Here is a 14,225-nt window from a genome sequence, read left to right as displayed (position 1 = left end):
GATCAGTCCCGTACCCGTTTCAGGATGTCACCATAGGCGTCAATGCGCCGGTCTCGCAGATACGGCCAGATGCGGCGAACGGATTCACTGCGGTCCAGGTCCAGGGTCGTGGCCAGGATGGTTTCGCTGCTGTCATCAGCGCGGGCCAGGAATTCACCCTGGGGGCCACAGATAAAGCTGTTGCCCCAGAACCGGATGCCGTCTGACTGCCCGGAGGGATCGGGCTCGGTTCCGATGCGGTTGGGTGCGATGACCGGCAGGTTGTTGGCCACCGAGTGGCCACGCTGAACGGTCACCCAGGCTTCCAGCTGGCGGGCCTGTTCATCTGCCTCGTCGGTGATATCCCAGCCGATAGCGGTAGGGTAGATCAGCAGCTCCGCACCGGCCAGTGCCATCAGGCGGGCGGCCTCGGGGTACCACTGGTCCCAGCACACCAGCACGCCAAGCCGGCCCACTGAAGTGCTGATCGGGGTGAAACCGCTGTGACCGGCGTTGAACGTGGCGTCGCCGGGGGTAAAGTAGAACTTTTCATAGAACCCGGGATCGTCCGGGATGTGCATCTTGCGATAGATGCCGGCAATGCTACCGTCGGTTTCGAAGACCACCGCAGTGTTGTGATAGACGCCGTTCATCCGCCGCTCGAAGATCGATCCCACCAGCACGATGCCGAGCTCGGCGGCCAGTTTGCCCAGCCGCTCGCTGGTCGGCCCCGGGATGGGCTCCGCGAGGTTGAATACCGAGGTATCCTCGGTCTGGCAGAAATACAGTGTTGCATGCAGTTCCTGCAGCACGACCAGGCGGGCGCCGTCCGCGGCGGCCTGGCGCACCAGGCGTTCGGTGGTGCCCAGGCTGGTGTTCTTGTCGGGGCTGCAGGTTTGCTGGATGGCAGCGACCGGTAACAGGCGCGGGGATGTTGTCATGGTTGAACCACTCCCTCGGGAATCTGCATGGTGACGCAATGAAGACTGCCGTGCTGGCCGATCAGCGGACGACAATTGATGCAGATGATCTCCCGGTCCGGGAAGATGCCGGCGAGGATCTGCTCGGCCTCGGTATCCTGGGGAACGTCATACACCGGGAGCAGCACGGCGCCGTTGATAATCAGGAAGTTGGCATAGGTGGCCGGCAACCGCTGGCCCTCCTCGTCATGGATCGCGTCAGGCCAGGGCAGCGCGGTCAGCCGGTATGGGCTGCCATCGGCCTGACGGAACTGCTGCAGTTCCTCTTCCATGGCCCGGAAGGCACCGTAGTGCTCGTCGTCGGGGTTGGTGCAGCGGACATAGGCGATGTGGTCCCGCTGGCAGAACCGGGCCAGGGTGTCGATGTGGCTGTCGGTATCGTCACCGGCCAGGTAGCCGTGGTTGAGCCAATGGACCTGTTCGGCGCCCAGGGTTTCCCGCAGCATGTTCTCGATGGCGGTCCGGTCCAGCGTCGGGTTGCGGGTGGGTGTCAGCAGGCATTCACTGGTCGTCAGAATGGTGCCGGCGCCGTCAGATTCGATGGAGCCGCCCTCCAGCACGAAGTCAACGGGCACCAGTGGCGTGGCACCGAAGGCGCCGGTATCGGCAATCCGCTGATTGAGGGCGTTGTCCTTCTGCCAGTCAAACTTGCCACCCCAGGCATTGAAACGGAAATCGAGCAGTTCCAGTTGACCGTCCCGCTGGACCGCAAGTGGGCCGTGGTCTCTCGCCCAGGTGTCGTCGGCCGGCGCCGGCACCGCGATTACGCGTCCGGGCAGTTCGTTGCGGAGGGCAAAATCATTGAGATCCCGTTCCAGCTCCTGGAGCCGGGCAACGTGTTCACAGCTGATCAGCACGTTTTCGAAGCGCAGGGTTGCCCTGGCAATATCGAGGAACACCGGTTCCACTTCGGCCAGAATATCGGCCCAGTCGGTGCCCGGATGGGGCCAGGTCAGCATGACGGCGCTTTGCGGCGCCCACTCGGCGGGCATCACTCGTTTCGGACTCAAATCACAACCACCCTGTGTCGCAATGTTAAAAGGCTGTCATTCTATCGGACCCGGGCACAGGAGTCAGGCCATCCCGGGGATTTTTCACCGCCTGCCGGTGCCGGTTCGCTGGCGGCGGGCCCCCGGGGCATGTGTCCGGTTATTGTCCGCGTTTCATTACGGTATGGATCACCTTGTCGTATTCAAAGTACACGGTAAACGCAGGGTAGTCCCACTGGGTAATCGGCGGCTCGCCAACCGGTCCCTGGACATTCCGCGGCGCACCGAAACTGGCGCGTACCTTGTCCTGGCTCTGGCCGGCCCTGGGGAGGCTGGTGCTGCTGCGGTCCGCCTGGGACATGACAGGAACCCGGACTTCTTCTGCGGAAACGGTCGCAACCGGAAGGGCGGCGAATACGGTAAGTGATACCGCGGCACCCAGCGCTGTCATGGTCATTTTTCTCATCAGTTCGGTACTCCCTGGTCTCTTGTGTTCCTTCCTTCCGGCGGATTCCGGGGCAGGACATGGATAAAACGTAATATCGGATAACGGTGTCTGGTTGCAACGGATTTTGCTCAAGGGCCATAATGCGCGCCTGTCAGGCAGCCGGTGTATCGCATTTTCCGGCACAGGCCCGGCGAGCACCGGTACTTCTCTGACCCGTTGTTTTTATTGAACAAGATCAGTTTAGCAGCTTCCTGCCCGTGAGTGAGCCGGCGGAAGATTCAAAGAACCAGAGGGCAGCAGCAGGCTCATCCACATGTTCAAACCTTTATCGTTGTACGTCGGTTTGCGATATACCGCAGCGAAGCGACGCAATCACTTTATTTCGTTTATCTCCCTGACTTCAATGATCGGGCTCATGCTCGGTGTCGCAGTTCTCATTATTGTGCTGTCGGTGATGAACGGCTTCGACCGCGAACTCAAGCAGCGCATCCTTGGCATGGTGCCCCATGCGGTGATTCGCGGCGAGGCCTACCTGGAAAACTGGGAAGCGGTGGACCGTGAGGTTACCGGCCACCCCTCGGTAATCGCCGCGGCACCGTTTATCCAGGGGCAGGGCATGGTAACCGGGGGCGGTAACGTGCGTGGCGTGTTGTTGAACGGGATTCTGCCGGAAGAGGAAGGCTCTGTTTCCATTATCGAGAACCACATGACCGAAGGCGCGCTGGATGACCTTAAGCCGGGTGAGTTCGGAATTATCATCGGGCGGCTGATGGCGGCAAGTCTGCGCCTGCAGGTCGGGGACCGGGTCACCGTGGTACTGCCGGAAGCGTCAATAACGCCGGCAGGTGTGCTGCCCCGTCTCAAGCGCTTTACCGTCAAGGGCATTTTCAGCGTGGGTGCAGAGCTTGATGGCAATTATACGCTGATCCATATGGATGACGCCGCCAAACTGATGCGTACCGGTGGCAAGGCCGAGGGCGTCCGGCTGCTGGTGGATGACCTGTTCAAGGCACCATTGGTAGCGGAGGAGGCTGCCCGCGGGCTGGGGGGACGTTACTACATTTCGGACTGGACGCGAACCCACGGTAACCTGTTCCAGGCAATCCGCATGGAAAAGACCATGATCGGCCTGCTGCTGATGTTCATCGTGGCTGTGGCCGCCTTCAACATCGTGTCGACCCTGGTGATGGTGGTGACCGATAAAACCGCCGATATCGCCATCCTCCGTACGATGGGCGCCACGCCGGGACGGATCATGCGGATTTTCATTATCCAGGGGGCAGTGATCGGGATCTTCGGTGTCCTGGTGGGTACCACCCTGGGCGTCCTTGGGGCCTATAACATCTCGGGCTTTATTGCCTGGCTTGAGGGCGCCCTGGGGCACCAGTTCCTGAGTGCGGATGTCTACTTCATCAGTTACCTGCCTTCGCAGCTGCAGTGGCAGGACGTGTTTATCATCAGCGGTGCCGGCTTCGCGATGAGCCTGCTGGCTACCATCTATCCGGCATGGCGCGCTTCGCGCGTGGATCCCGCGGAGGCCCTACGTTATGAATAACCGGACCGGAGCAAACGCAGCGCCGCCCCTGGTCATCGATTGTGACCGGGTAACGCGGACCTACACCGAAGGGCCGGTGGAGCTGACCATTTTTTCGGACATCTCGTTGCAGGTGTCCAGTGGTGAAACCGTGGCCATCGTGGGCTCCAGCGGTGCCGGCAAAACCACGCTGCTGAACCTGCTCGGGGGGCTGGACCGGCCGTCTTCCGGCCATATTGCGATTTGCGGCCAGGACATTCACCGCATGAGCGAAGCCGCCCGTGCGCGCTTCCGCAACCGCCATCTCGGCTTTGTCTACCAGTTCCATCATCTGTTACCGGAATTCTCGGCGCTGGAGAATGTGATGATGCCCTGCGTTCTGGGCGGGCAGGGGGTCAAGGAGGCCAGTGGCCGGGCGGAGGCTATTCTGGAGCGGGTTGGCCTGGCGCCAAGGTTGGGGCACAAACCGGGAGAGCTGTCCGGAGGGGAGCGTCAGCGGGTGGCGATTGCCCGGGCGCTGGTCAACGAGCCTGATTGCGTGCTGATGGATGAGCCCACCGGCAATCTGGACGAACAGACCGGTCGCGGCGTGCGGGAGCTGATTGAGTCGCTGCGGGACCAGCTGGGGCTGGCGTTCGTAATGGTTACCCATGATATGACCATGGCACGCAGCCTCGGTCGGGTCATGCGCCTGGAACAGGGGCGGTTACAGCAGGATCCGGCTTAATCGGAACTGCGGCGTTTGCACCGCAGCAGGCGCCGCTCGGCCCAGTCGTTACGGACCTTTCGGCGCCACAGATACTGGATCGCCACGTAGGCCAGGCATCCGCTGGCAGTGGCGACAACCAGTGAGCCGAAGTACAGCGGGATGCCGATGTCGAGCATGCGCTCGCTGATCCAGGAAAGATCCAGTTCAAACTCGAATTCCAGTACCGGGCGGTTCAGCAGCCAGGCACCCAGTTTGTAGTTGAAATAGAACAACGGCGGCATGGTGACCGGGTTGCTGACCCACACCAGTGCGACGGACAGCGGCAGATTGGCATTGAACCAGATGGCGCAGAAGGCCGCCGCCAGCATCTGGAATGGCATCGGGATCATTGCCAGGAAGAGCCCGATCAGAAAGGCCCGTGCCACGCCGTGACGGTTGATGTGCCAGAGGTTGGGTTCATGAAGGATATCCCCGAGAAAGTGCAGGGACTCCATGGAGCGCACCTTTTCGGGAGATGGCAGATAGCGTTTCATGAACTTCTTTGGCATCAGGAAGTTCTGCCTGTACAGGGTAATGGGTTCAGCCCCTAAGCAGGATTGAAACCAGGTGTATTTCAGGAGGACAGGGATTGTCCGGAAATCCGTTTTCAGCCCGGGGATGGGCTCCTTTCGCATGCGGCGTTATCTTACTGTATTGGTTCGGCGCCGTTCTACCTTTCTACGGCCTTTTTGGCGCCGCGGTTGCCCTGCTTTGCGGTATTTACCTAATTCGCCACCGGGCAACGCTGTCGCTGCTGGTCTTTCTGGCCTGGCTGCTGGCGGGCCTTGGCTGGGCCTCCTGGTCGGCTGAGGAGCGGTTGGCCGATCGGCTGCCACGCCAGGTGGGCGGGCAGTCACTGGAGGGAGTGCCGCTGACCGTCACCGGTTATCTGTGTGATATCCCCGCCACTGGCAGCTTTGGCAGCGTGCGCTTTCCGCTGTGTGTGGATGGCTGGCCGGAGTTTGCTGCGGAGGAAGCCGCACAGCTGCCGACCAGATTGCGACTCGCCTGGTATGGGTCAGAGGCCACCCGCGACCTGCCGCACCGGGTCCGCGCAACCGTTGTGCTCAAGCGCCCCCATGGCAGCGTGAACCCGGCGGGATTCCGTTATGAGACCTGGCTGTATCGTCAGGGATTCGGGGCGACCGGCACGGTGCGTGACATCGAGGCGGTTACCGGCGGATCGTGCAGTCTGGCCTGCCATTATCATCAGGCCAGGGGCCGGTTGGCGGCCCGCTTGCGTGCCCTGCTGGGGGAAGCCCGTCATTTCCCGCTGATTGCGTCACTGGCGATGGGCGACCGCGGCGCCATGACGCCGGCCCACTGGGAAGTGCTCAAGGCGACCGGCACCATTCACCTGGTCGCGATTTCCGGACTTCATCTCGGTTTGGTGGCCATCGGTGTCGGGCTGATTCTCCGTCAGTTATTGACCCGCATGCCGCTGCCCGCCCGCACGGGAATGCGCTGGCTGACGCCCGGCTGGAGTCGCGCCGTGACGTTTTGCCTGGTGGTGGCTGCCAGCCTGGTTTATGCCCTGGTTGCCGGCTTTACGGTCCCGACCCGGCGGGCACTGTTGATGGTGGCCATTGCCGGCTGGCTGATTCTGCGCGGGCAGCAGGGGCGCAGTTGGCAGGGGTGGGGCCTTGCCCTGGCGGTAGTGCTGGTGATTGACCCGGCCGCGCCGCTGGACCAGGGCTTCTGGCTATCGTTTGGTGCGGTTGCGGTGCTGTTGCTCACCTTCGCCCGCCGGATCGCCGGCAGTGGCTGGTTGGCGGGCCTGTTACTGGCCCAGTTCGCGGTGTTCGCCGGGCTCTGGCCGATCCTGGCCGTTCTGGGGCAGGATCAGACGCTGATGGGGTTTCCGGCCAATCTGCTCGCAATTCCGCTGGTATCGGTCCTGGTCATGCCTGCGGTTCTGGCCGGCGTTTGCCTGGTACTGGTGTTTCCGGCGACCGTGGTCTGGGTTGCCCCGGTCCTTGATGCGGTGGTCGAGTTGCTCTGGCGCCTGCTGGAATGGCTGGCAGCGGTGCCGGTGCAGCAACCGCTGGTGCCGTTGCCGGTGGTGGTGGCATTTGCGGTGCTGGTGCTTATCCTGCTGGCAGTGCCCTCAACGGGCGCTCGCCGGGCCGCCCTGGTAGTCATCGGGTGTTGGGCGGCGGGTTCGGTGGTGTGGCGGGCTGCCCCGGTCAACAGCGCCGGGCCGGAGTATCCCGAGCTGCGGGTCTGGGACGTTGGTCAGGGCCTGTCCGTGCTGATTCGTCACCGCGACCGGGTGATCCTCTACGACAGCGGCCCGGAATCGCCAGCCGGGTATTCCGCGGTTGCTAGCGTGCTGCTCCCGGGGTTACGGGCCCAGGGGATACGCCGCATCGACACCCTGATCGTCAGCCACGGCGACCGGGATCATGCCGGTGGGCTGCCCTTGCTGCTCGGGTCGCTGCAGGTGGACCGGATTATCACTGGCGAGCCGGCGCGGCTGCGGGAACTGTTGGGCGACGGCGAGGGGATTCCCGAGGTAGAGCCGTGCCGGAGTGGTGCGGCCGTTCCCGGTCTGGGGTTGGATGTGCGGCTCTGGCATTTTTCCGCAGCAGCGGGTGTGGCTGCGGCCCGGTTATCCGGTAATGACCGGTCCTGCGCTCTGCTGATGCGGGCCAACGGAACCGAGGTGGTGATCCCGGGAGACCTGAGTGTCGTCGCGGAGCCTGCCCTGATTGATTTTATCGGTGAAGTACCTGCGCCCCGGCGGCGCCTTGTGATTGCCGGCCACCATGGCAGCAAGACCTCGTCATCCGTGGCCTGGGTGGCAGCATTGACGGCCAATGTGGTGGTATACAGTGCCGGTTACCGGCACCGCTATGGCCATCCCTATGGGGAGGTGGTGCGACGCTATCGCGAGGCCGGTGCGGAATCCTTCAATACGGCCTACTCCGGTGCGCTGCGATTCCTGCTGACCCCGCAAGGCATCGTCAGCGGACAGGAACGTGACGGTGCGCCGTTCTGGATACGGCCGCCCGAAGCACATTGGCAGGGTCGTTAAAATACTGTGACATTCCCGGTGTGGCCCCGGACCGCAGCTATGCTAAAGTAGCGCGGCTTGTTAACAATCAGGGAGTCCAAGCGTGTTCGAGCTGTTGAAAGCTGGCGGCATCCTCATGGTGCCAATTGTTGCCTGTTCCATTCTTGCCCTTGCCATTATCCTGGAGCGTTTCTGGACCCTGAGGGTGTCCCGTGTTGCGCCGCAGGAAACGATCAACGAGCTCTGGCGCTGGATCAAGAAGAAAGAGCTTAACGGCCGCAAGCTCAAGGCCCTGCAAGGTTCCTCGCCCCTTGGCCGGGTACTCGCCGGCGGCCTGATGAACGCCAAGCATGGTCGCGAGATCATGAAAGAGAGCATCGAACACGAGGCCAGCCAGGTCATCCATGAACTGGAACGGTTTCTCAATCCGCTGGGTACCGTAGCCACGATTACCCCGCTGCTGGGCTTGCTGGGTACCGTTATCGGGATGATCAAGGTGTTTGCCGAGATCCAGCTGGCGGGTGTCGGCAATGCCGGTAACCTTGCGGGCGGGATCTCGGAAGCGCTGATTACCACTGCGGCCGGTCTGAGTGTTGCAATCCCTTCACTGATTGCCCACCGCTACTTCATCCGTCGGGTGGACGAACTGGTGGTCAGCATGGAGCAGGAAGCGATCAAGCTGGTGGAAGTGGTCCACGGTGACCGCGAAATCGACGTCGAGGGAGCCTGAACGCCGTGAAGTTCAAGCGCCAGAGAAGTCAGGAAGTCGGGGTAGACCTCACGCCGCTGATCGACGTGGTGTTCCTGTTGCTGATTTTCTTCATGGTTTCCACCACGTTTACCCGGGAGAGTCACCTCAAGGTGGATCTGCCCGAGGCCAATGGCGACGTGGCGGAAACGGAAATACGCCAGATTGATGTGGTGATCAACGCCCAGGGGCAGTATGCGGTGAACGACCGGGCCCTGGTGAATAACCGGCGGGAAACCCTCGAGCGGGCGGTCAGCGAGCTGGCTGAGGGCGACACATCCCTGCCGTTCATCATTACGGCCGACGCCCAGACCCCCCATGAATTCGTGGTGCGGGCGATGGATGTGGCCGGTCGACTCGGGTTTGCCAAGCTGAGCATTACCACCGAGCGAAGTGGTGACGAACCGTGACCGAGCCGGTAGCACCGACCCCCACCGCAAGGGCGGGTTCCAACTGGCAGACCTACAAGCGGCTGCTGGCCTACGCGCGGCCATTCTGGATCGCGTTTTCCCTTGCGGTGGTTGGTAACGTCATCTACGCGGCCGCCTCCACCGGCATGGCCGCGGCGATGGAGTATGTTATTACTGCCATCGAGAACCCGACCGACCAGAACCGGCTGTTTCTCACGCTGCTCATCGTCGGGGTCTTCGCCTTTCGGGGGCTGGGCACGTTCATGAGCCAGTATTTCATCAGCTATGTCGGCCGCCAGGTGATCAATGCCCTGCGTACCCAGGTGTTTGACCGGCTGATGGATCTGCCTTCCCGCTATTTCGACGATAATGCCTCCGGTCGCCTGGTTTCCAAGCTCACCTTTAACGTCGAGCAAGTGGCCGAGGCCACCACCAACGCGGTGACTATCACCCTGCGCGAAGGTCTGACCATTCTCGGCCTGCTTGGCTTTATGCTCTACACCAACTGGAAACTGACCCTGATCTTTCTTGCGGTCGGCCCGCTCATTGGCCTGGTGGTCAGTTACGCCAGCAAGCGCTTCCGCAAGATCAGCCGGCGCATCCAGGGCTCCATGGGGGACATCACCCATGTGGCGTCAGAGGCAATTACCGGCTACCGAGTGGTGCGTACCTTCGGGGGTGAAGGCTACGAGCGCGAACGTTTTCGCCAGGTGAGTGAGCGTAATCTCAAGCAGAGTCTCAAGATGGCCTCTACCCAGGCCATCAGCGTTCCGGTGATCCAGGTGCTGGTTGCGGTGGCCATCGCCTCTTTGGTGTGGACGATGCTGGCTCCGGAAATTCGCGGCGCGATGACCACCGGCCAGCTGGTCGCCTTCATTACTGCAGCTACCACCATGGCCAAGCCGATCCGCCAGGTCACCTCGGTCCATGCCAAGATCCAGAAAGGGGTGGCTGCGGCCCACGATGTCTTTGAAACCATGGACGAAGAGCCGGAACACGACAACGGCAGCTTTGAGCCTGAGCGGGTCGAGGGCAACATAGAGTTTGACCGGGTTGCCTTCCGCTACCGCGATCAGCTGGATAACGTGCTGCAGGACATCAGCCTGGAGATACCCGCCGGCCAGAGCGTTGCCCTGGTTGGTCGCTCCGGCAGCGGCAAGTCCACCATGGTCAGCTTGCTGCCCCGGTTCTACGAAATCAGTGAAGGGGATATCCGCATCGACGGCTGTTCGATCCGGGATTTCCGGCTGTCGGCATTGCGGGCACAGATCGCCCTGGTGACCCAGAATGTGGTGCTGTTCAATGACACCATTGCGGCCAACATTGCCTACGGTGCGCTACGGGATCACAGTCTTGAGGAAATCCGCGAAGCGGCGGCCAAGGCGCACGCCCTGGAATTCATCGACCGGATGCCGGATGGGCTGGACACCATGATCGGTGATAACGGTGTGATGTTGTCCGGTGGCCAGCGGCAGCGCCTGGCGATCGCCCGGGCGCTCCTGAAAAACGCACCAATCCTGATTCTGGATGAAGCAACGTCGGCGCTCGATACCGAATCCGAGCGGCACATCCAGGAAGCGCTGGAAACGGTCATGCAGGGGCGAACCACGCTGGTGATTGCCCATCGCCTTTCTACCATCGAGAAGGCCGACCGCATTCTGGTGATGGATGGTGGCCGTATTGTCGAATCCGGACGCCACGAGGAGCTGCTTGCGGCGGGGGGCGCTTACGCCCAGCTGCATCAGATGCAATTCAGCGAGTCGGCATGACGCTGGTCGACCGCCTCTGGTACAGTCAGCGGCGGCCACTATGGCCGCTCTGGCCGCTGGCCTGGCTGTATCGCCGGATTGCGGCGCGCCGCCGCCGGCAGGGGCTGGCCCTGGCCGCCGGCCGACAATTGCCGGCGCCGGTCATTGTGGTCGGCAACATCACCGCCGGTGGCACCGGCAAGTCTCCGTTGACTGCCTGGCTGGTCGACTTCCTGCGTGACCAGGGCTGGCGGCCGGTTATCCTGACCCGAGGCTATGGCGGTACCTCAACCCGCTATCCGCTGTTGGTGACACCCACAACTGATCCCGCCGAAGGCGGCGACGAACCGGTCATGCTGGCGCAGCAGACCGGAGTGCCGGTGGTGGTTGACCCGGATCGTTATCAGGGTGGCCGTTGGGCTCTGGAGCAGGATCTCGGAGACGTTCTGGTCTGTGACGACGGCCTGCAGCATTACCGCCTGCCGCGGGACCTGGAGTTGGCGGTGGTGGATGCCCGCCGCGGCTTCGGCAATGGTGCGCCGATTCCGGTCGGCCCGCTGCGGGAGCCCCCTGAGCGTCTTGATAGCGTAGACTTTGTCATAGCCAATGGAGAGGCGCTGCCGGCCATTGCGCATCCCCGCCAGGTTGTAATGAACCTGCAACCGGCGGTCCTGCGGCATCTGTATACCGGTAAAACCTGCCCGCTGACGGACCTCGCTGGCCGCAAGGTGAGGGCGGTGGCGGGAATCGGCAACCCGGTGCGCTTTTTTGAGACACTTGAGCATCTTGGCGCCCGGGTCCGTGGCCGGGCGTTGCCGGATCATCACCGGTTTTCCGCCGCGGATCTCGAGATCGGGCCGGATGAGTGGCTGGTCATGACCGCCAAGGATGCCGTGAAATGCCGCGCACTGGGCGAGGGGCGTGGCGGAGAAACAGCACACTGGGTGCTGGAGGTCAGCGCCAGTCTGCCTGAGGACTTTGGTGCCACGTTGCTGGATCGCCTTGGCAAAGTGCCCAGCGCCTCCAAGTGACGCCTGGCAGGCGATCGCCTTACAATAGCCGGATTGTGAATCCGCATGAATGAACCATCTGTGAGACCCGATATGGACAAGAAACTACTGGCTTTGCTGGCCTGCCCGGTATGTAAAGGTGATCTGAAGCTGGACCCGGATCGCAAGGAACTGATCTGTTACCAGGACGCCATGGCATTCCCGGTCCGCGAGGGCATTCCGGTAATGCTGGCCAGCGAAGCGCGGACGCTGACCACGGACGAGCGTCTGGACAAGCGCTGAACGGCCAGTACTGACAAGGGAGTTATCATGTCTTTTACGGTTGTCATTCCGGCCCGTTACGCCTCCACCCGCCTGCCCGGCAAGCCGCTGGCCGAGATTGCCGGCAAGCCGATGATTCTGCATGTCTGTGAACGGGCGCGGGAAAGTGATGCCACGCGGGTGGTGGTTGCCACGGATGATGAGCGCATCCGCCAGGTCTGCGAGGCGTTCGGGGAAGAGGTGGTGATGACCTCCCCGGATCACGCCAGCGGGACGGACCGTCTGGAGGAGGTCAGCCGGATTCTGGGGTTTGGCGAAGATGATTGTGTGGTTAACGTCCAGGGTGACGAGCCGCTGATTCCGCCGGCGCTGATCAACCAGGTGGCGGCTAACCTGCAACGGTATCCGGACGCGGCCGTGGCCACCCTGTGTGAACCACTGCACGACATCGCCAGCGTTTTTAACCCCAATGTTGTCAAAGTGGTGTTTGATCATTCTGGCATGGCCCATTATTTCAGTCGCGCTCCGATTCCCTGGGCGCGGGATCTGTGGAGCGGGATGGCCCAGCCGGCGGCTCTGCCGGAAGGTCAGCTTTACTTCCGCCATATCGGTATTTATGGCTACCGGGTGGGCCTGCTACGCAAGTTCGTGACCTGGGCTCCAGCCCCTCAGGAAGTGACAGAATCCCTGGAGCAGCTGCGAGCTCTGTACAACGGGGAGAAGATTCATGTGGCGGTGGCTTGTGAGGCGCCGCCGGCCGGGGTCGACACCGAGGCTGACCTGGAACGGCTGCGTCAACTGATGGAGAAGCGCTGAGTTATGGCTGAATCCGTACAGGTACTGTTTGTGTGTCTGGGTAATATCTGTCGATCGCCCACGGCCCACGGGGTGTTTGCGCACAAGGTGGCGCGGGCGGGTCTGGCAGACCGGGTGGTGATCGACTCCTGCGGCACCGGTCACTGGCACGTCGGCAGTCCGCCTGACAGCCGTGCCCTGGAGGCTGCCGGGCGGCGTGGAGTTGATCTCAGTGGACTGCGAGCGCGTCAGCTGTGTCCTGCAGACCTGGATACCTTTGATTATGTCCTGGTCATGGACCGGCAGAACCTGGCGGACGTCCGTGATGTCTGGCGCCAGAACGGCGGTACCGAGCCCGAGCTGTTTCTTGGCTATGGCCGTATGGGGCTGATGGACGAAGTCCCGGACCCTTACTATGGCGGCGACCGAGGTTTTGATGACGTCCTGGACCTCATTGAGGATGCCAGTGACGGGCTGCTTGATGCCATCCGTGGCCGGCTGGCTTGACTGTGCGCCCTGATATTCAACAAAACGTCAGTCTGCGAGGGCTGAACAGCCTGGGTATTGCCGCGACGGCGCGCTACTTTGTAGCCGTTCATGACAGTGGTGAACTGACCGCGGCGCTGGCCTGGGCCGAAGAGCAGCAGCTTGCCACGCTGGTGCTGGGGGGTGGCAGTAACCTGGTGTTTGCCGGTGATCCGCCGGGGCTGGTGATCCGGATCGCCATGCGCGGCCGGCACTGGGAGGATGTCCGCAACGACGAGGCCACCCTGGTGCTGGGCGCCGGCGAGAACTGGCACGATTCGGTGATGTACGCAGCCACCTCCGGATACCGTGGCATCGAAAATCTGGCGCTGATCCCGGGCACTGCCGGTGCCGCCCCGGTGCAGAACATAGGCGCTTACGGGGTAGAACTGAAAGATACCCTGGTCAGTGTGACTGCCCTTGATCGCCATTCCGGTGAAACCGTTGTGCTGGCCGGCGAAGACTGTCGTTTCGGTTACCGCGACAGCCTCTTCAAGCAGGATCCGGGGCACTATGTAATCACCGAGATTCGCCTGCGGTTATCCCGCAGTCGTCCGCTGTCGCTCGATTACGGGGACCTCAAAGGCTATTTTGGCGACGAACTGGACCTTGCCACGCTGACGCCGCTGGATGTCGCCAATGCGGTCATGGCGGTACGGCGTCGCAAACTTCCGGACCCGCAAACGCTCCCTAACGCCGGCAGTTTCTTCAAGAACCCGGTCGTCAGTGACGAAACCTGGCAACGCCTGCAGCGGGACAATCCCGGCATTGCCGGCTATCCCGCCGTCGGCAGTGTAAAGCTGGCTGCCGCCTGGCTGATTGATCAATGTGGCTGGAAAGGCTATCGCGACGCCCGGGTCGGGGTTCACAGCCACCAGGCGCTGGTGCTGGTTAATCATTCAGGGGGCAGTGGGGCGGATATCCTGGCGCTGGCGCGACGGATCCGTGAGGACGTCAAAACCCGCTTCGGGGTTGAGCTGGAGATGGAGCCAGGGGTAGTTGCACCCCCTGACCCCGTCTGAATGACAAGGCAG

The 14,225-nt window shown here is 62.2% G+C and carries 15 protein-coding genes; 11 read left to right on the top strand and 4 right to left on the bottom strand.

All coding sequences use genetic code 11. The features are described 5' to 3' along the window. Positions 1 to 2: 2 nt before the first annotated feature. The 3 genes from CLH61_RS04255 to CLH61_RS04245 form a co-directional block, all read right to left on the bottom strand. The gene (locus CLH61_RS04255; protein WP_099613466.1) at positions 3 to 920 is read right to left on the bottom strand and encodes a carbon-nitrogen hydrolase; all 918 of its coding nucleotides are present in this window, start codon (positions 918 to 920) and stop codon (positions 3 to 5) included. Then, positions 917 to 1,951 (bottom strand): agmatine deiminase family protein, encoded by a 1,035-nt coding sequence (locus CLH61_RS04250; RefSeq protein WP_099613465.1) that lies wholly within the window; start codon positions 1,949 to 1,951, stop codon positions 917 to 919. Before CLH61_RS04250 ends, CLH61_RS04255 begins: the two co-directional genes overlap by 4 nt. A 157-nt stretch (positions 1,952 to 2,108) precedes the next feature. Continuing rightward, entirely contained in the window at positions 2,109 to 2,414 is a 306-nt protein-coding gene (locus tag CLH61_RS04245; protein WP_099613464.1) for an RNA-binding protein, read from the bottom strand. Between the two features lie 295 nt (positions 2,415 to 2,709). Between CLH61_RS04245 and CLH61_RS04240 the strand changes: the two genes are divergently transcribed. Both CLH61_RS04240 and CLH61_RS04235 read left to right on the top strand, forming a co-directional pair. After that, positions 2,710 to 3,951: a lipoprotein-releasing ABC transporter permease subunit gene (locus CLH61_RS04240; protein WP_099613463.1), complete on the top strand. Its 1,242-nt coding sequence runs from the start codon at positions 2,710 to 2,712 to the stop codon at positions 3,949 to 3,951. Beyond that, on the top strand, positions 3,944 to 4,657 hold the full coding sequence (locus tag CLH61_RS04235; protein ID WP_099613462.1) for an ABC transporter ATP-binding protein: 714 nt from the start codon (positions 3,944 to 3,946) through the stop codon (positions 4,655 to 4,657). Before CLH61_RS04240 ends, CLH61_RS04235 begins: the two co-directional genes overlap by 8 nt. Here the strand turns inward: CLH61_RS04235 and CLH61_RS04230 are convergent. Further along, the gene (locus CLH61_RS04230; protein ID WP_099613461.1) at positions 4,654 to 5,187 is read right to left on the bottom strand and encodes a DUF2062 domain-containing protein; all 534 of its coding nucleotides are present in this window, start codon (positions 5,185 to 5,187) and stop codon (positions 4,654 to 4,656) included. The two genes, CLH61_RS04235 and CLH61_RS04230, sit on opposite strands and share 4 nt — an antisense overlap. An 80-nt stretch (positions 5,188 to 5,267) precedes the next feature. On the opposite strand from CLH61_RS04230, the gene CLH61_RS04225 reads away from it, so the two are divergent. The 9 genes from CLH61_RS04225 to murB all read left to right on the top strand — a co-directional run bounded on the left by CLH61_RS04225 (position 5,268) and on the right by murB (position 14,213). Next, the gene (locus CLH61_RS04225) at positions 5,268 to 7,715 is read left to right on the top strand and encodes a DNA internalization-related competence protein ComEC/Rec2 (protein WP_228152523.1); all 2,448 of its coding nucleotides are present in this window, start codon (positions 5,268 to 5,270) and stop codon (positions 7,713 to 7,715) included. An 82-nt stretch (positions 7,716 to 7,797) separates the two neighbouring features. After that, positions 7,798 to 8,424 (top strand): MotA/TolQ/ExbB proton channel family protein, encoded by a 627-nt coding sequence (locus CLH61_RS04220; RefSeq protein WP_099613459.1) that lies wholly within the window; start codon positions 7,798 to 7,800, stop codon positions 8,422 to 8,424. Between the two features lie 5 nt (positions 8,425 to 8,429). Further along, positions 8,430 to 8,852: an ExbD/TolR family protein gene (locus tag CLH61_RS04215; protein ID WP_099613458.1), complete on the top strand. Its 423-nt coding sequence runs from the start codon at positions 8,430 to 8,432 to the stop codon at positions 8,850 to 8,852. Then, a complete protein-coding gene (msbA, locus tag CLH61_RS04210; RefSeq protein WP_099613457.1) occupies positions 8,849 to 10,621 on the top strand; it encodes a lipid A export permease/ATP-binding protein MsbA in 1,773 nt (590 codons plus the stop codon). The genes CLH61_RS04215 and msbA overlap by 4 nt, the downstream gene beginning before the upstream one ends. Continuing rightward, positions 10,618 to 11,631: a tetraacyldisaccharide 4'-kinase gene (lpxK, locus tag CLH61_RS04205; protein ID WP_099613456.1), complete on the top strand. Its 1,014-nt coding sequence runs from the start codon at positions 10,618 to 10,620 to the stop codon at positions 11,629 to 11,631. The genes msbA and lpxK overlap by 4 nt, the downstream gene beginning before the upstream one ends. 72 nt (positions 11,632 to 11,703) lie before the next feature. Then, positions 11,704 to 11,892, top strand: coding sequence for a Trm112 family protein (locus tag CLH61_RS04200; RefSeq protein WP_099613455.1), 189 nt, complete (start codon positions 11,704 to 11,706; stop codon positions 11,890 to 11,892). A 27-nt stretch (positions 11,893 to 11,919) separates the two neighbouring features. Continuing rightward, positions 11,920 to 12,687, top strand: a complete 768-nt coding sequence (kdsB, locus tag CLH61_RS04195) for a 3-deoxy-manno-octulosonate cytidylyltransferase (protein ID WP_099613454.1) — start codon at positions 11,920 to 11,922, stop codon at positions 12,685 to 12,687. A gap of 3 nt (positions 12,688 to 12,690) precedes the next feature. Further along, complete coding sequence (locus CLH61_RS04190; RefSeq protein ID WP_099613453.1) at positions 12,691 to 13,173, top strand: low molecular weight protein-tyrosine-phosphatase; 483 nt, start codon at positions 12,691 to 12,693, stop codon at positions 13,171 to 13,173. Further along, complete coding sequence (murB, locus tag CLH61_RS04185; protein ID WP_099613452.1) at positions 13,170 to 14,213, top strand: UDP-N-acetylmuramate dehydrogenase; 1,044 nt, start codon at positions 13,170 to 13,172, stop codon at positions 14,211 to 14,213. The genes CLH61_RS04190 and murB overlap by 4 nt, the downstream gene beginning before the upstream one ends. Positions 14,214 to 14,225 lie beyond the last annotated feature (12 nt).

It is taken from the genome of Marinobacter profundi (genome assembly GCF_002744715.1).
Taxonomy (GTDB): Bacteria; Pseudomonadota; Gammaproteobacteria; order Pseudomonadales; family Oleiphilaceae; genus Marinobacter; species Marinobacter profundi.
The sequence above is the reverse complement of the archived record's forward strand: the minus strand, read 5'-3'. Positions and strand labels throughout refer to the sequence as shown.